15 protein-coding genes are annotated in these 16,428 nt (G+C 71.6%); 8 read left to right on the forward strand and 7 right to left on the reverse strand.

The annotated features are described in order from the left end of the window. Positions 1-196 precede the first annotated feature (196 nt). Positions 197-1,324, forward strand: coding sequence for an acyl-CoA dehydrogenase family protein (locus tag ABD056_RS20935; RefSeq protein WP_343869961.1), 1,128 nt, complete (start codon positions 197-199; stop codon positions 1,322-1,324). Positions 1,325-1,413: 89 nt separating this feature from the next. Here the strand turns inward: ABD056_RS20935 and ABD056_RS20940 are convergent, their stop codons facing one another. From ABD056_RS20940 to ABD056_RS20950, 3 genes are read right to left on the reverse strand one after another with little or no spacing between them, the layout of a single operon-like run. Then, complete coding sequence (locus tag ABD056_RS20940) at positions 1,414-1,932, reverse strand: DUF421 domain-containing protein (protein WP_343869963.1); 519 nt, start codon at positions 1,930-1,932, stop codon at positions 1,414-1,416. 59 nt (positions 1,933-1,991) lie between these two features. Next, positions 1,992-2,870, reverse strand: a complete 879-nt coding sequence (locus tag ABD056_RS20945) for a class I SAM-dependent RNA methyltransferase (RefSeq protein ID WP_343869965.1) — start codon at positions 2,868-2,870, stop codon at positions 1,992-1,994. Next, positions 2,846-3,280: a class I SAM-dependent RNA methyltransferase gene (locus ABD056_RS20950; protein ID WP_343869967.1), complete on the reverse strand. Its 435-nt coding sequence runs from the start codon at positions 3,278-3,280 to the stop codon at positions 2,846-2,848. Before ABD056_RS20950 ends, ABD056_RS20945 begins: the two co-directional genes overlap by 25 nt. A 196-nt stretch (positions 3,281-3,476) precedes the next feature. Here ABD056_RS20950 and ABD056_RS20955 point away from each other — a divergent pair, with 196 nt between their 5' ends. Both ABD056_RS20955 and ABD056_RS20960 read left to right on the forward strand, forming a co-directional pair. Beyond that, entirely contained in the window at positions 3,477-5,324 is a 1,848-nt protein-coding gene (locus ABD056_RS20955) for a bifunctional diguanylate cyclase/phosphodiesterase (protein WP_343869969.1), read from the forward strand. Positions 5,325-5,430: 106 nt separating this feature from the next. Further along, positions 5,431-5,649, forward strand: coding sequence for a hypothetical protein (locus tag ABD056_RS20960; protein ID WP_343869971.1), 219 nt, complete (start codon positions 5,431-5,433; stop codon positions 5,647-5,649). Between the two features lie 137 nt (positions 5,650-5,786). Here ABD056_RS20960 and moeA read toward each other — a convergent pair whose 3' ends face one another. Next, positions 5,787-7,061: a molybdopterin molybdotransferase MoeA gene (moeA, locus tag ABD056_RS20965; protein ID WP_343869973.1), complete on the reverse strand. Its 1,275-nt coding sequence runs from the start codon at positions 7,059-7,061 to the stop codon at positions 5,787-5,789. Between the two features lie 384 nt (positions 7,062-7,445). Here moeA and ABD056_RS20970 point away from each other — a divergent pair, with 384 nt between their 5' ends. Then, complete coding sequence (locus ABD056_RS20970) at positions 7,446-7,919, forward strand: cold-shock protein (RefSeq protein ID WP_343869975.1); 474 nt, start codon at positions 7,446-7,448, stop codon at positions 7,917-7,919. A gap of 210 nt (positions 7,920-8,129) precedes the next feature. Further along, entirely contained in the window at positions 8,130-8,744 is a 615-nt protein-coding gene (locus ABD056_RS20975; RefSeq protein ID WP_343869977.1) for an HNH endonuclease family protein, read from the forward strand. Between the two features lie 296 nt (positions 8,745-9,040). Here ABD056_RS20975 and ABD056_RS20980 read toward each other — a convergent pair whose 3' ends face one another. Both ABD056_RS20980 and ABD056_RS20985 read right to left on the reverse strand, forming a co-directional pair. Then, positions 9,041-9,706 carry a response regulator gene (locus tag ABD056_RS20980; protein WP_343869979.1) on the reverse strand — a complete coding sequence of 222 codons (666 nt, stop codon included), beginning with the start codon at positions 9,704-9,706 and terminating at the stop codon, positions 9,041-9,043. A 113-nt stretch (positions 9,707-9,819) separates the two neighbouring features. Then, the gene (locus tag ABD056_RS20985; protein WP_343869981.1) at positions 9,820-13,050 is read right to left on the reverse strand and encodes a PAS domain S-box protein; all 3,231 of its coding nucleotides are present in this window, start codon (positions 13,048-13,050) and stop codon (positions 9,820-9,822) included. Positions 13,051-13,335: 285 nt separating this feature from the next. Here ABD056_RS20985 and ABD056_RS20990 point away from each other — a divergent pair, with 285 nt between their 5' ends. Next, entirely contained in the window at positions 13,336-14,880 is a 1,545-nt protein-coding gene (locus ABD056_RS20990; RefSeq protein WP_343869983.1) for a glycoside hydrolase family 17 protein, read from the forward strand. Here ABD056_RS20990 and ABD056_RS20995 read toward each other — a convergent pair. Further along, the gene (locus ABD056_RS20995) at positions 14,831-15,211 is read right to left on the reverse strand and encodes a hypothetical protein (RefSeq protein WP_343869985.1); all 381 of its coding nucleotides are present in this window, start codon (positions 15,209-15,211) and stop codon (positions 14,831-14,833) included. The genes ABD056_RS20990 and ABD056_RS20995 overlap by 50 nt on opposite strands. A gap of 127 nt (positions 15,212-15,338) precedes the next feature. Here ABD056_RS20995 and ABD056_RS21000 point away from each other — a divergent pair, with 127 nt between their 5' ends. Then, positions 15,339-15,797: a YccF domain-containing protein gene (locus tag ABD056_RS21000; protein WP_343869987.1), complete on the forward strand. Its 459-nt coding sequence runs from the start codon at positions 15,339-15,341 to the stop codon at positions 15,795-15,797. Positions 15,798-15,893: 96 nt separating this feature from the next. Then, positions 15,894-16,289: a hypothetical protein gene (locus tag ABD056_RS21005; RefSeq protein ID WP_343869989.1), complete on the forward strand. Its 396-nt coding sequence runs from the start codon at positions 15,894-15,896 to the stop codon at positions 16,287-16,289. Positions 16,290-16,428: the final 139 nt, after the last annotated feature.

Raw genomic sequence — 16,428 nt, forward strand, 5'->3', positions numbered from 1 at the left:
CCGCGCGAGCGGCGGGAGCCAAGGGCGCGGTCAGCGCCCGCCCGGCGCCTGAGGGGCAGCGTAGAACAGGGACACGCCCCGTCCCGCAGGGACGGCCGGCGCGACCGCGCCGGTGCCGCGCGAGCGGCGGGAGCCAAGGGCGCGGTCAGCGCCCGCCCGGCGCCTGAGGGCAAAATAAAAAGGGAGCGCAACAATCATGATCCTGACCGAAGACCAGAAGATGATCCAGGAGACGGCGGCCAGCTTCGCCCGCGACCGTCTCAAGCCCTTCGCCGAGCAGTGGAGCCGGGAGCACCGCTTCCCCAAGGAAGCCATCGCCGAGATGGGCGAACTGGGCTTCATGGGCATGACGGTGCCGGAGGAATGGGGCGGCGCCGCCACGGACTACATCTCCTACGTCCTGGCGCTGGAGGAGATTGCCGCCGGTGACGGCGCCGTCTCCACCATCATGAGCGTCCACAACTCGGTCGGCTGCGCCCCCATCCTGAAGTACGGCACCGAGGCGCAGAAGGAACGCTTCCTGAAGCCGCTGGCGCGCGGCGAGATGCTGGGCGCCTTCGCCCTGACCGAGCCGCACGTCGGCTCCGACGCCTCCGGCCTCAAGACCCGCGCCCGCCGCGACGGCGACCATTGGGTGCTGAACGGCGCCAAGCAGTTCATCACCTCGGGCAAGTCGGGCGACGTGGTCATCGCCTTCGCCGTCACCGACCCGGAGGCCGGCAAGAAGGGCATCAGCGCCTTCATCGTGCCGACGAACACGCCGGGCTATCAGGTGGTGCGGGTGGAGGAAAAGCTCGGCCAGCACGCCTCCGACACCTGCCAGATCGCCTTCGAGGACATGCGCCTGCCGGCGGACCTGATGCTGGGCGAGGAAGGCCAGGGCTACAAGATCGCCCTCGCCAACCTGGAAGGCGGCCGCGTCGGCATCGCCGCGCAGTCGGTGGGCATGGCGCGGGCGGCGTATGAGGCGGCGCTCGCCTATGCCCGAGAGCGCCAGACCTTCGGCAAGCCGATCATCGAGCACCAGGCGGTGGCCTTCAAGCTGGCCGACATGGCGACGCAGATCGAGGCGGCGCGCCAGATGGTGCTGCACGCCGCGTCCCTGCGCGATGCCGGCCTGCCGTGCCTGAAGGAAGCCAGCATGGCCAAGCTGTTCGCCTCGGAAATGGCGGAGCGGGTGTGTTCAGACGCCATCCAGATCCACGGCGGCTATGGCTACCTGGCCGACTTCCCGGTGGAGCGCATCTACCGCGACGTCCGCGTCTGCCAGATCTACGAAGGCACCAGCGAGATCCAGCGACTGGTCATCAGCCGGTCGCTCTGAGGACGGCCCCGGATCGGTCTCCCTGCCCGATCCCGCCTCTCCGCCCCGCAGGTCCGGTGCCTGCGGGGCGCTTTTTTTTGTCGGCGGGATCAGGCGTCGTCCCGGTCCTTGGGAATGACGGTGACGTCGCCGCTGCGCTCGATGTAGGCATCGCGGATGTCGTCGACGCCGGCGAGGCCGCGGCGGTGGGCAGCTTCGCGCAGGTCGCGCTCGGTGATGCCGGTGCGGCGCATGGCCTCCCAGTCGAGCGCGCCGTCGCGCACCAGCCGCGTGTCGCGGCCCTTCACCAGCGCCCCCACCAGCCGCCAGCGGAAGCTGAGGTGGGTGAGCACCGCATGCAGGCCGACCAGCACGGTCATGGCGACGATGGTGGGGAAGAAGGGCGCCCCGGCGGTGATGGCGCGGCTGATGCTGGAGCCGATGACCACCGCCAGCACGATGTCGAAGGCGCTGTTGCGGCCGAAGGCGCGGCGCCCGCCGATGCGCACCAGCACCAGCCCCCACAGGAACAGCAGCATGGCCCGCAGGCTCATCTGCCACCAGGTGATGGTGTCGGCATCATCGCCGATGTAGCGCTGCAGGTCGGTCAGGAACTCCTGCAAGGTCATGGCCGCGCCGCCCTCCGGTTGCCGCATCTGGTGCAGCAACGCTTCGGGCGGCGGGGCGATTAGCGGCGGAAGACGGCCACCACCTCCACATGCGCCGACCACGGGAACTGGTCCACCGGCGTCACCGCGTCCAGGCGGTAGCCGCCGTCCACCAGCAGGCGGGCGTCGCGGGCGAAGGTGGCGGGGGCGCAGGAGACGGCGACCACCAGCGGCGGGCCGTCGGCGGCCAGGGCCTCGGCCTGGGCGGCGGCGCCGGCCCGCGGCGGATCGAACACCACGGCGGCGAAGCGCTTCAGTTCCTTGCCGGCCAGCGGGCGGTCGAACAGGTCGCGGCATTCGGCGGTGAGGCCGGGCAGGCCGAGCGCCGCCACTGCTGCCACTGCCGGCTTCGCCCCTTCCGCCAGATGGACGCTGCGGCCGGCGGCCAGCAGCGGCAGGGCGAAAGTGCCGATGCCGCCGAACAGGTCGGCCACCGGCCCGGCCGGCGCCGTCGCCACCGCCGCCAGCACCTGGTCGACCAGGGCCCGCTCGCCGGCCTTGCCGGGCTGCAGGAAGCCGCCGGCCGGCAGCGCCACCGAGGCGTCGCCCAGCCGCACCAGCGGCGGCCGCCGTTCCGCCGCCACCTCCGGCGAGGCCCCGGCGACGCGCAGCGACAGGCGGGCGAGGTCGTGCTCGGCGGCGAAGGCGGCCAGCGCCTCCCAGCCGGCGAGGTCGGGGTGGTCGGTCAGGTCGATGACCACGTCGGCGCCGCTGTCGGTCAGGGTCACCGTCACGTCGCCGCCGCGCGGCGGGGTCGGCAGCCCGGCCAGCAGCCGCCGCAGCGGCGCCACCAGCGCCCACAGGGCCGGCTCCGGCAGCAGGCAGGTGTCGATGGCCACCACCGTGTGGCTGGCGCGGGCGTTGAAGCCAAGCGTCAGCCCCTTGCCGCGCCCGGCCATGGCGAAGGTGGCGCGGCGATGGTTTCCGACACCGGCACCGCATCCAGGCCACGGCGGCCGAGCGCCTGCACCACCAGATCCCGCTTCCAGGCGGCGAGGGCGTCCGGCGCCATGTGCTGCAATTGGCAGCCGCCGCAGGTGCCGAAGTGGGGGCAGGGCGGCGCGACTCGGGCGGGGGAGGGCTCCAGCACCGCTTCCAGCACCGCCGAGCGGCCGTCGCCGCGCGCCTCGCCCGGACGCACCCGCACCCGTTCCCCGGCCAGGGCCAGCGGCACGTAGAGCGGCCGGCCCTCCAGCGTGGCGAGGCCGTCGCCGCGCGCACCCACCTCGGCCACCGTCACCTCGACGGCGGGGCGCGGCGCGGCGGGGCGCCGGCTGGCGGCGGAGCGGCCTCGGGTGCGCGTGCTCATGGTACAACATCCTGATATTGCTAGGGAAAGCCGCCCGACAGGAGAGCGGCGACATTTCTACGGCGGATGAAATTTTTATGTCCGCGCCGCACTGGCGTTGACGCTGCGCCCGCCGGTGATGGATGTAGACCGTGGCCGCGTCCGTGTCGACCGTTACACGTCGACCGCAGGCACCGACCACGGGAACCGGAGGCAGGTGTTGAACGCCGAGAGCGCCATGCGCGAGCTGATCCAGCCGACCCGCGACAGCCATTACCAGGCGTCGTTCGCCAAGGATTCGCCGGTGGTGCTGCCGCCGCGATGGCTGGCGGCGGCCCTGGTGCTGGACATGGCGCTGCAGCCCATCGTCAACATCCACACCGGCCGCTGCCTGGGGTACGAGGCGCTGGTGCGCGGCACCGACGTCGCCGGCTTCGACTCCATCGCCGCCTTCCTCGATGCCTGCGCCGGCGACGGCGTGCTGGCGGACATGGAGGCGCTGCTGGCCGACAAGGCCATGCGCAAGCTGGTGGCGCTGCCGCACCACCGCGACATCAAGCTGTTCCTCAACATCGACGGCCGCACGCTGGCCCACCTGGAGCATTTCGACCGCCTGCTGCACGCCATCATGCAGGCCCACGGGCTGAACGACAGCAGCCTGATCATCGAGATCAGCGAGCGCGACCGCGTCTATGCCACGCAGCGCGGGCGCGACGCCATCGCCAGCCTGCGCCGGCTGTGCGGCAAGATCGCCGTCGACGATTTCGGCGACGGGTACTCCGGCCTGCCGCTGCTGCACTACGCGCAGCCGGAATTCATCAAGATCGACCGCTTCTTCATCGACGACATCGCCGCCGACAGCCGCAAGAAGCTGTTCCTCAACCACATGGTCAACGTCGCCCATCTGCTCGGCATCCTGGTGGTGGCCGAGGGGGTGGAGACGGAGAAGGAATTCCTCATCTGCCGCGACATCGGCATCGATCTGGTGCAGGGCTGGCTGGTGCAGAAGCCGACGCTGGAGGCCACCCGCCTGGTGCCGGTCTACGGCCACGTTGCCGAACTGGCGGCGGCCGACCGCCGTCACGGCGGCGGCGACCAGAAGCTGATCGCCCAGTGGATCGAGCCCATCGCGCCCATCGTCTACGGCGTCGACATGACGGCGGTGTTCGAACGCTTCCGCCAGGCCAAGACCTCCACCTTCTTCCCGGTGGTGGACGAGCATGGCGAGCCGCTCGGCATCATCCGCGAGCTGGACCTCAAGGACTATACCTACTCGCTCTACGGCAAGGAGCTGATGAGCAACAAGGCCCTCGGCCGCAAGCTGAAGGACTTCGTGTGGAAGTGCCCGGTGGCGGACATCAACACCCGCGCCGAGACGATCCTGGAGGTGTTCTCCGCCGCCAAGGAGGAGAGCGAGGGCATCATCATCGTCGAGGACAACCGCTACGTCGGCTTCCTGTCGGCGCGGTCGCTGCTGCGGGTGATCTCCGACAAGAACCTGGCCCTGGCGCGCGACCAGAACCCGCTGACCAAGCTGGCCGGCAACAACCTGATCAACGAATACCTGGGCGACGCCCTGGCCGAGACCGAGGCGTCGTTCGTCGTCGCCTACATCGACTTCGACAACTTCAAGCCGTTCAACGACAAGTACGGCTTCCGCCAGGGCGACCGCGCCATCACCCTGTTCGCCGACATCCTGCGCAGCGACCTGCCGAACCAGGACGTGTTCATCGGCCACGTGGGCGGCGACGACTTCTTTGCCGCCTTCCGCAACTTCGCCCCCGCCGAGGCGGAGCGGCTGGTGCGGGCGGCGGTGGAGCGCTTCCGCCGCGATGTCGAAAGTTTCTATGACGAGGAGGCGCGGCGCCTGGGTTACATCGTCGCCCGCAACCGCGAGGGCGAGGTGCGCCACATGCCGCTGCTCACCGCCTCCGCCGCGCTGGTGGTGCTGCCGGCGGGGCATGGGGCGGGCTCCATCGACGATCTCAGCGCCCTCATCGCCCGGCTGAAGAAGGACGCCAAGCAGTCGCCCGACAAGCTGGCCTCGGCGGTGGTGGGCGACTGAGGGGCAGGATAATTTTGCGGCGATTGCGGATTGTCATGGGGCGCCCCGGCATCCGCGCCTAGGCTCGACGGCAGAAGGTTCCACAGCCGCCGAAAGGGTTCGGGCCATGCGTTTTCTGCCGATTCTGCTGCCGATCTTCATGATCGCCCCCATCGCGATCTGGCTGGTGATCGAGATGATGGTCATCAAGGGTGACGCCGGCCGCTGGCTGTCGGGCAACCTGTGGGAAGTGGTGCTCGGCCTCATCGTCACCTTCGGCGCCTGCTTCGCCATCGCCCGCTTCGTCGGCGACAGCATCCAGCGCACCATGCGGCCCCGCCACTAAGGGCGGGAAGAGTCTCACCACCAAGTCACAAAGACACCAAGAGGGCTGTTCCCTGCGCCATCGTCGCCGCAGGGGACGGCCCTCTTGGTGTCTTGGAGTCTTGGTGGTTCAAAAAGCCGGTGCGGCGAGCCCCCGCCTCAGCCCGCCATGGTGTCGGGGAAGGGGATGATCGTCAGCGATTCGCCTTCGGTCACGCCGGGGCTGTCTTCCGCCAGTTCGGCCAGGGCGTGGGAGTCCACCAGCGAGCTGATCATGTGCGAGCCCTGGCCGCGGTCCAGGCGGGCGAGGGTGCTGCCGTCGGGCCGGGTTTCCAGCCGCACGCGGATGAACTCCCGCCGGCCTTCCTTCTTCACGTAGGAGAACCCGGCCGGCACCTGGAAGCGGCGCAGGCGGATGTCGGCGGCGCCGGCCAGCCGCAGCAGGATCGGCCGCGCCACCAGCAGGAAGGTCACCGCCGTCGCCACCGGGTTGCCCGGCAGGCCCAGGAACACCGTCTCGCCGACGCGGCCGAGGGCGACCGGCTTGCCCGGCTTGATGTTCAGGCGCCAGAAGGTGATGGCGCCCTGGGCCTCCACCGCCTGCCGCACATGATCTTCCTCGCCGACCGAGACGCCGCCGGTGGTCATCACCACGTCGTGGTCGAGCGCCGCCGCCTCCAGGGCGCGGCGCACGGCGGCGGGATCGTCCATCAGCCGGCCGAGGTCGGTCACCGTCACCGGCAGGCCGGCGAGCATGGCCCGCAGGGCGTGGCGGTTGCTGTCGTAGATGCCGCCGGCGGGCAGCGGCGTGCCCGGCTCGTGCAGCTCGTCGCCGGTGGAGAACAGCGCGACCCGCAGCGGCCGGCTGACGGGGCGGCCGGCGCAGCCGGCGGCGGCGGCCATGGCGATGTCCTGCGGCCGCAGGCGGGTGCCGGCGCGCAGCACCACGGCGCCGGCGGCGACGTCCTCGCCAGCGCGGCGCACGTTGCGGCCCGGCTTCACCCCCGGCGGAATGACCACCCGGCCGTCGGCCTGCAGCGTCACCTCTTCCTGCATCACCACGGCGTCGCAGCCGGCCGGCATGGGGGCGCCGGTGAAGATGCGCACCGCCGCCCCCGGCCGCGCCTCGCCCTCCAGCGGCCGCCCGGCGGCCTGGCGGCCGGTGACCGGCAGCACCGTCTCGCCGCCGTCGGGGCCGGCGACGTCGGCGGCGGCCAGGGCATAGCCGTCCATGGCCGAGTTGGTGGCCGGCGGCAGGTCGACCGCCGACACCACGTCGCGCGCCAGCACCCGGCCGAGCGCCGCCCACAGGGGGGCGGCCTCCACATCGGTGACGGCGACCAGATCGCGGTCGATGACCGCCAGCGCTTCGTCCAGCGGCATCAGCCGCTTGGCGGCACCGCAGCAATCGTCGAGCAGGCGACGAACCCCCATGGACAAGACCTCCTGGCGTTCACGTGTCGGGGCGACAGTCTAGCCGAGAGTGGCGATGAACGCAGCGGTGGAACGGAGGCCGCGAGTCGGTTGTTGCCTGGGGCGGAATGTCCGTTCGTCCTCCGTCGCAAGTGCAGTGGGAAAGGGCAGGGAAAAGGACCGGGACTGATTTCTCCCTACCGATGAAGGAAGATCAGAGGGCGGGTCAGTACAACCGAAGTCTTAACCGGGCTGCCGTATTGAATTGCTTGTGGGGGAATACGAATCGGGCAATCCTGGGTGTGGTCTTTCCTGTTGTGGTCTTTCATCTAAGGTATCTTGCCCGTGATCCAGTCTCGCACGTCGCGGCCCATGGGGCCTGTTCAGTCCGGGGTCACCGCCACCGTGAAGTGGTTCAATGCCACCAAAGGCTTCGGCTTCGTCGCCTTCACCGATGGCACCCCCGATGCTTTCCTCCACATTTCGGTGGTCGAGCGCGCCGGCCTGCGCGATGTCGCCCCCGGCACCACCCTGGTGTGCGATGTCGAACTGGGGCCGAAGGGGCCGCAGGTGGCGGCCATCGACTCCATCGACGCTTCCTCCGCCGAGGCCTTCCCGGCCGGCGGCTTCGGCGGTGACCGGGCCGGCGGCGGCGGTGGCGGCGGCTTTGCCGACACGGTCGAAGGCGTGGTGAAGTTCTTCAGCCCCGACAAGGGGTTCGGCTTCGTCACCCCGGATGCCGGCGGCAAGGACGTGTTCGTCGGCATCGGCGCCCTGCAGCGCTCCGGCGTCGCTCTGCTCGACAGCGGCCAGCGGGTGCGGCTGCAGACCCGCATGGGCAAGAAGGGCCCCATGGCGCAGCAGGTGGAGCTTCTCTGACCACCCCGCGGGTGTTGACCGCGCCGGAGGCGACGGGGATAGTGCGGCACCGGCGCCGCCCGAGAGGGGGCGCCGGGTCCGTCAGTCCCGCCGCCGCCGGCCGTCGCCGCTGCCGTGGCGGCCCGGTGCGAGGGGGTCATGGCCGTTGCCCGTCCGTCCCGACGCCCGCGCGGCCCCGGCCGTCGCGGAGGTCGCCGTTCCGCCGGCCGCATGCCGTGGTCCCGCCTGCCGTGGTCGCGGCTGCCGCGCCCGCTGCGCTGGCTGCTGCTGCTGCTGGCCCTGGGCGCCGCCATCCTGGAAGGGCGCGAGACGGAGCTGATGCGGCCGCTGGCGCAGCCCTATGGCCGCGACCTCTATGCCCATTGGCTCGACCTGGACGGCAACTGCCGCGACACCCGCCACGAGATCCTCGCCCGCGACAGCCTGCAGCCGGTGCGCTGGGACGACGCCGGCTGCCGCGTCGTAGCCGGCCGCTGGCGCGACCCCTACACCGGCGAGGTGTTCACCGATCCGGCCACCCTCGACATCGATCATCTGGTGCCGCTGAAGGAGGCTCACCGCAGCGGCGCCGACGCCTGGGATGCCGGCCGCCGCGCCGCCTTCGCCAACGATGGCGGCAACCTGCTGGCGGTGTCGGCCTCCGCCAACCGCAGCAAGGGCGACGGCGACCCGCTGGCCTGGATGCCGCCGCTGTGGGCGGCGCGCTGCGCCTATACCCAACGGTTCGTGGCGGTGAAGCAGGACTGGGGGCTCGCCCAGGACCCGCTGGAGGGGCTGTTCACTCGTGCGGTTGTGGGTGTTTGCAGTGCGCTTTCAAGCGGCTGAGGCGAGTTTATACCTAGGTTGATGCGGCCGTATGCTTCCGGGCGCGACGGTCAACCTTTCCCCACCTGCCGGGCGCCGGGGCGGATGGTATTGTTCACCCATGGTCCTTCCCGGACCGGTCGCTCCCGCCGCACCCCACACCGCACATAGGGGGCCGCCCCCACTCGCCCCCTAGGGCCGACCGAACACGGGAATGGATTGACAGCGGGCTCCTGGACCCCTCCGGGAGCCCGCTCTCCCTTTTTGGGGCGGGGACGATAGTCGCCGATGGGCGATGATGGGCTGCGGAGGCCGCCTCAGCTGGCGGCGGACTGCCCGGCCCAGCCGCTTTCCATGATGATGCGGATGGCCTGGCTGCGGTTGGCGGCGCCCAGCTTGCGGTAGATCTTCCGCGTGTGGACCTTGATGGTCACTTCCTGCAGGCCCATTTCGCGCGCGATCACCTTGTTGGTGGCGCCGTCGACCATCATGCCGACGATCTGCCGCTCGCGCTCGTCCAGGCGGCACAGCGGGTTGTCGCTGGCTGCCGTCGTCGCCGGCGGCGGTGCCGGTTCGACCGGCCGCTTGGGCTGGAAGGCGAAGGACGGGAAATAGCGTTCCCCCGACAGCACCAGCCGCAGGGCATTGACCATGGCGGTGGAATTCAGGGTCTTCGGGATGTAGCCGGCGGCACCGGCCTCGGCGGCCTCGTGCACGTCGTCGGCTTCCACCGACCCGGTCAGGATCACCACCGGCGTCGACGGCAGCGCCTGCCGCAGGCGGCCGAGGCCTTCCAGCCGGTTCATGCCGGGCATGTTGAGGTCGAGCAGCACGAGGTCCAGCGGCTGTTCTGCCTGCGCCTTGACCAGCGCCTCGTCCAGCGTATCCGCTTCGACAATGGCGACATCGGGCGCCAGCATGCCGATGAACGGCATCAGCCCCTGGCGCACCAGGGTATGGTCGTCGGCAAGCAACACTTTCATTGTAAACCCCGCACCGCCCCCGAATGGGTAACGCCTGCCACTATAGGGTCTGGGGGCTCTCCGGCGCAAGGAGCGCGAATCGGCGGCAATGGTCTGCCCTGGCCTGTGCCGGGTCAGGCCTCGGTGGCGAACAGCTCCTCCACCAGGTCGGCCACGCGGCGCAGGCTGACCGGCTTGCGCAGCACCGCCGCCACGTCGTCGTCGGCCTGCAGGGTGCGGGCCTCCTGCTCGCCCACATGGCCGGTGACGACGATCACCGGCAGGTCGGGCACATGGGCGCGCAGCCGCACGATAAGGTTGCGGCCGTCGCAGCGCGGCATGCGCAGGTCGGTCACCAGCACGTCGGCGGGGTCGCGCATGAAGGCGTCCGTCGCTTCCTCGCCGTCGCGGGCGATGGTGACGCGATAGCCGCAGGCGCGCAGGTAGTCGGCCATCAGCACCGCCGCCTCGCGCTCGTCGTCGGCCACCAGCACGTGGGGCACCAGGGCGGAGGCTTCCTCGTCGTCGTCCTCGTCGTCGCCGGGCAGCAGCGGCACCGCCGGGCGCGGCAGCGGGCGGCCGGCGGCGGCCACGGCGGCGGGCGGCTCGGCGCAGATGGCGCACTCGCTGCCGACGTGGGGCAGGGTGACCACGAAGCGGGCGCCCGACCCGGCCGGCCGCGGCTCCACCGTGATGCGTCCGCCCATGGCGCGCAGCAGGCCGTCGCTGATGGACAGGCCGAGGCCGGTGCCGACGCCCGCCGGCTTGGTGGTGTAGAAGGGTTCGAACAGCCGCGGCAGCACGTCGAGCGGGATGCCGCTGCCGGTATCCTCGACCGAGATGATCACCTCGCCGCCGTCCACCCGGCAGCCGAGGGCGATGGTCGGCCGCCAGCCGGGCGGCAGGGCGCCGCGGGTGCGGCGCTCCAGCACCGCGTCGCGGGCGTTGGTGAGCAGGTTGAGCACCACCTGTTCCAGCTGCACCGCGCGGCCGCGCACGCAGGCAAGGCCGGCCGGCGGCAGGTCGGTATGCACGGCGATGCCGTCGCCGGCCAGGGTATGGTCGACCAGGGTGAGCGCCGCCCGCACCGCCCCGGCGGCATCGAACAGTTCCTCCGGCCCGTCGTCGCGGCGGGTGAAGATGCGCATGTGGTCGATGATCTCGCCCATGCGCCCGGCCTGGCCGGCGATCAGCTCGAACCGCTTGCGCACGTCGGTTTCGGCAGTGCCGCCGGCGCCCTTGGCCGCCGGCGCTGCCGGCGTCGTCGCGGCGGCGGCGGGAGCATCGGGGCCGAGGCGCAGCAGCGCCGCTTCCGCCGCCATGCGGATGATGTTCATGGGCTGGGCCAGTTCGTGCGCCATGCCCGCCGCCAGCTCGCCGAGCGTCGCCAGCTTGGCCGACTGGGCGACGCTGGCCTGTTCCGCCCGCCGCAGGGTGACGTCGCGCAGAACGGTGTGGATGCACAGCCGGCCGCCGAAGGTGATGGGGGCGGACACCACTTCCACCACCATCTGGCGGCCGTCGGGCCGCAGCAGGCGCATTTCCACCCGTTCCAGCGGGCGCGGGTCGGCGTAGAACGAGGCCACCCGCGACTCGGCCAGCGACTGCTGTTCCGGCACCACCACATCGACCAGCGAACGCCCCACCAGGGCGGCCGGATCGGCCTCGCCGAACAGTTCGGCGGCGCGGCGGTTGGCGAACACCACGCGGCCGTGGTCGTGGGCCAGCACCATGTCGGGCGAGGTTTCCACCAGGGCGCGGTAGCGTTCCTCGCTCTCGCGCAGGCGCTCGCGGGCGTCGCGGCTGTCGGTGACGTCGCGGATCATCAGGTGGGTGGCGATGCGGCCGCCGTAGCCCATGGGGCCGACCACCACCTCGGCATAGAACGGCCGCCCGTCCAGGCGCGCCAGGCGCAGCTCGAACAGGGTGACGGCGCCGTCGGTGCGGGCGTCGACGATGCCCTGGCGGGCGGCATCGCGGTCCTCGGCATGGACGATGTCGAGCAGCGGCCGCGCCAGCAGGTCTTCCAGCCGGCCGGCGCCGAACAGGCTCACCGCCTTGGAGTTGGCGTAGAGGATGGCGCCGCGCGCCTGCACCACGATGGCTTCCGGCGCCAGTTCCACCAGGGCGCGGTAGCGTTCCTCGCTCTGGCGCTTGACCGACAGCTGGGTCTCGCTGGTGATAAGCGCCGCCTCGCGGCTGGCCAGCCGTTCCGTCAGCTGGTCGAAGGCGCGGGACAGTTCCGCCAGTTCCTGGGTGCCGCCGTAGGGCGGGCCGAGTCGCTGCGCGAAGTCGCCGCGGATGAGGTTGCGGGTGGCCTTCTCCAGCCGCCGCACCGGCACCACCACCATGGCCTTGGCGGCAAAGCCGGCGCCGATGACGCCGAGGGCGAACACCAGCGTCAGCAGGCCGAGGCCGCGGGCCAGGGCGGTGCTGGCGCTGCCGAGCGCCCGCTCGCGGTCGACGGCGACGGCGATGGACAGGCCGCCCTCGTGCCCGGCGAAGGCCAGGATCACCGGCCGGCCGTCGAAGTCGGCGTCGCGCAGCACCGTCTCGCCGGCCTCGCCGGCGGCGGCGATGGCGGTGCCTTCGCTCAGCGGGCGGCCGGTCAGCTGCGGCTGTTCCGGCACGGTGGTGATGATGCGGCCGGTGCGGTCGGACAGGATGAGCACGTCGGTGCGGTCGGGCAGCAGTTCGGCCAGACGCGGGCTGTACCACAGCAGGTCGAGGGTGGCGGCAAGCACCGTGCGCGGCTCGCCCAGCGGGTCGAGCACCGGCTGCGCCACCGGCAGCACCGGCCGCGCCCGCAGGCCGGGCTGGATCACCTCGCCGGTGGCGAAGCGGCCGCTCTGCAGTGCCTCGTGGGCGACGGTGCTGGCCAGTTCGGGACTCGGCGCGCTGGTGCCGGCGCTGCACAGGGCCATGAGGTCGGGGCGGATGAGCGAGACGCCGGTGACGACGCCCAGACGGGCGGCGGTGCCGCTCAGGCTGTCACCGCACGACGGCACGCCTTCCACCACCGCCGGCGCCGCCGCCAGCAGGGCGAGGCCGCGGCGGCCTTCCTCCACCAGCAGGCGGTGCTGGGCGGCCAGGGTACGGGCGAGCGACAGGGCATCCCGTTCGGCGCGGGCGATGGCGTCCTCGCGCAGGGCAAGGCCGCGCCACACCTCCAGCCCGAACACCGGCAGCGCCGCCAGCAGCAGCACCAGCAGCAGGCGCGCCTGCAGCCGCCCGAACAGGCCACGGCGCGGCGGCGCGGCCGGCGGGGTCATCGGCCGGGTCACCACCGCTTCCGGGTCCGTGGCAGGGGACCAGTCCAGCCGGTCGCTCAGCCGCGGCCGGCCGCTGCCGTCCATGTGGGCCATCTGTGCGCTGTCGCTCCATCCCGTCGGCGGCCGCAGCCGGCGCGCTCCCTTGGTCTCGCAGACTACCCCTATCGGCGGAGGCGACACAGGCGTCCAAGCGGGTGCGGGGCTGCAACAACGTATATGCTCCGGCAGCCGCCCCCGCGCGGGAGTATAACGGTTCCGTCATATCCGCGCGAGCCGTTGCTGCCCGGTTGCCGCAGTGCAAAATCCGCTGGCGAAGGCGACGATTTGGGCGTAGAGCTTCGCTCTGTCGTCCTCCATTTCTTCGGGTGAAGATCCATCATGGGCCGCCGCCTTGCGCTGCTCGTGACCGCCGTGTGTGCGGTCCTCGCCGTCGCCTTCATCGCCAGCCGGGCCCGCCCGGTGCCGGTTCCCGACGGGCCGGACGGGAAGGTCGCCTGCGTTTCCTACGCCCCCTACAACAAGCACCAGACCCCCTTCGACGAGACGCTGGTGGTGCCGCCGGCGCAGATCGAGGAAGACATGGCGGTGCTGGCCACCTTCACCCGCTGCGTGCGCACCTACGCCACCGGCCAGGGGCTCGACAAGGTGGCGGAGATCGCCCACCGCCACGGCCTCGGCGTCTATGCCGGCGCCTGGATCGGCCGCAAGGAGGAGGACAACCGCAAGGAACTGGACCGCCTCATCGCCGTCGCCAACGCCCACCCGGAGGCGCTGAAGGGCCTCATCATCGGCAACGAGGTGCTGCTGCGCGGCGAGCAGACGGCCGCCACCCTGGCCCGCTACGTCGGCGAGGTGAAGGCGGCGCTACATCATCCGGTGCCGGTGACCTATGCCGACGTGTGGGAGTTCTGGACCGAACACCCGGAACTGGCCGAGGCGGTGGATTTCGTCACCGTCCACATCCTGCCCTACTGGGAGGACGACCCCACCACGGTGGAAGAGGCGGTGGCGCACGTGATGGCGGTGTGGGCCGACGTGACGCGGCAGTTCGCCCCCAAGCCCATCCTGATCGGTGAAACCGGCTGGCCGTCGGAAGGCCGTCGCCGCGAGGATGCCGAGCCGTCGCTGGTCAATCAGGCGCTGTTCATCCGCGGCATCCTCACCGCCGCCCACGACACCGGCGCCGCCTACAACCTGATCGAGGCCTTCGACCAGCCGTGGAAGCGGGCGCTGGAGGGCACCGTCGGTGGCGCCTGGGGCATGTTCGATGCCGAGCGCGGCGTCAAGGCGAGCGTCGCCGGCCCGGTGGTGGAACGGCCCGATGCCCTGCTGTGGCTGGCGGGCGGCATCGCCTTCGGCCTGCTGCCGCTGCTGGCCACCCTGGTGCGGCGCGAGCGGCCGGGCGCGGCGGGCCTCGGCGTGCTGGCGGCGGGTGGCGCCTTTGCCGGCTGCGTGCTGGTGCTGCAGGTGTGGCACGCCCTCGACGCCAGCCGCGGCTGGACCGAATGGGCGGTGAACCTGGGGTGGCTGGCGGCCAGCGTGGTCATCGCCGGCGCCGGCCTGCGGCTGGCGGCGGGGCTGCCGTGCCGGCTGCGGGCGGCTGACCTCGGCTTTCTGTCCACCTGCGCCATGGCGGTGGCGAGCCTCGGCCTGGTGTTCAACAGCCGCTACCGCGACCTGCCGGTGAGCATGTTCCTCATCCCGGCGGTGCTGTGCGCCCTGGTGCCGCTGGAAAAGCAGCCGGCGGAGCGGCGGGCGGTGGCGCTGCTGCTGGCGGTGACCGGCCTCGGCGTGCTGGCCAACGAAGGGCCGCTCAACACCCACGCCTGGATGTGGGCGGCGACGGCGCTGCTGCTGGCGGCGCCGACCCTGCTCAGCGGAGCTTTCGGCCGCGCCGGCGCGACGGCTCCCGCTGCCGCGTGACGACGATCAGGCCCAGCACGAACCCGACCGCCGCCGGCTCGGCATTGTAGAGCACGAGCCCGGCGGCGCCGGCGCACAGGGCGGCGACGCCCCAGGCGCGGCCGCCGAACACCAGGCCGACCAGCCCGGCGACGACGCTGACGATGCCGAACACATACCACTGGAAGACCGGCACCAGGGCGCTGCGCAGCGGGCACCACCAGGCCGCCTGCTCGCTGGCGCACATGAGCGAGGCGCCGCGCGGTTCCACCATCAGGAAGCGGGCGAGCAGCGCCACCGCCAACACCGCCGCCACGGCGGCGGCCACTTTCATCAACTGGATACGCGACACGACAGGCAACTCCGTGCAGGATCTGCCTGATCGCTAGCACAGGCGGCGGCGGCGGTCACGGGGGATCGTGACGACGCCCGCCGGCCGCCCCATATGCTGGCAACATCCTCGGCAGGCGGACGGAGCCATGAGCCTCATTCTCAACATTCTGTGGTTGATCTTCGGCCCCGGCATCATCGCCGGTCTGGTGTGGCTGCTGGCGGCGCTGATCATGGCCGTCACCATCGTCGGGCTGCCGTGGGCGCGGGCCTGCGTCACCATAGCCCTGTTCACCTTCTGGCCGTTCGGCCGCGAAGCCATGGACCGCGCCGACGTGACGGGGCGGGAGGACATCGGCACCGGGACGCTGGGCACGGTCGGCAACATCGTGTGGTTCGTGCTGGCCGGCATCTGGCTGGCCATCGGCCATGTGATGGCGGCCATCGCCCTTGGCCTGACCATCATCGGCATCCCCTTCGCGTGGCAGCACCTGAAGCTGGCCCACATCAGCCTGTTCCCCATCGGCAAGATGGTGGTCGACCGCGAGGTGGCGGCCGAGGTGCGCCGCCGCAAGGCCGGGCTGACGCTCGACCGCGTGCGCGGCTGACGCCTGACGGCAGCGGGTGCCGGTGCCGCCGGACGTTGCAGAGCCGGCGGCCTTGCGCCACAGTGGGGCGAGTTTCGACAGAGGGATTTCGCCCGCATGGACGACGACGACATCCGCGACAGCCGCCGGCGCACGCCCAGCCCGGCGCTGGAGGCCCTGCTGGCCAGCGGCTACGTCACGGCACCGCAGTTCATCCAGCACATGGATGGGGTGGTGAACGAGGAGGCGCGCAGCCTCTACCGTCGCTTCGTCGGCGAGGTCGACCCGCGCGAACTGATCGACCTGGCGCGGCAGGTGAGCACCTACCGGGCGCGCTATGTCGGCACTGCGCTGGCCATGGCCCAGGCCAAGAACCCGCCCAGCCGCCAGGAACTGGACGAACTGCGCGACCTGCGCGAGCGCGCCGATGAACTGGACCGGGCGCTGGACACCATCAAGCAGGCAGCCGCCGGCGGCCTGCTGTCGCTGAAGGGGCTGGCGGCGGAACGCTGATACCGGCCGTCATGCCCCTCCCGCCACCGGAGGCGATCCCCCTCCACCCGCAGGGTGGCAAGCGCGACCGCGCGCCGCCGCGCAAGCGGCGTGAGCCAAGGCCGCGAGGAGCGGCCGCCCGGCGCCTGAGATACCGTGT

Source organism: Caenispirillum bisanense (assembly GCF_039523075.1).
GTDB classification, from domain to species: domain Bacteria; phylum Pseudomonadota; class Alphaproteobacteria; order Rhodospirillales; family Rhodospirillaceae; genus Caenispirillum; species Caenispirillum bisanense.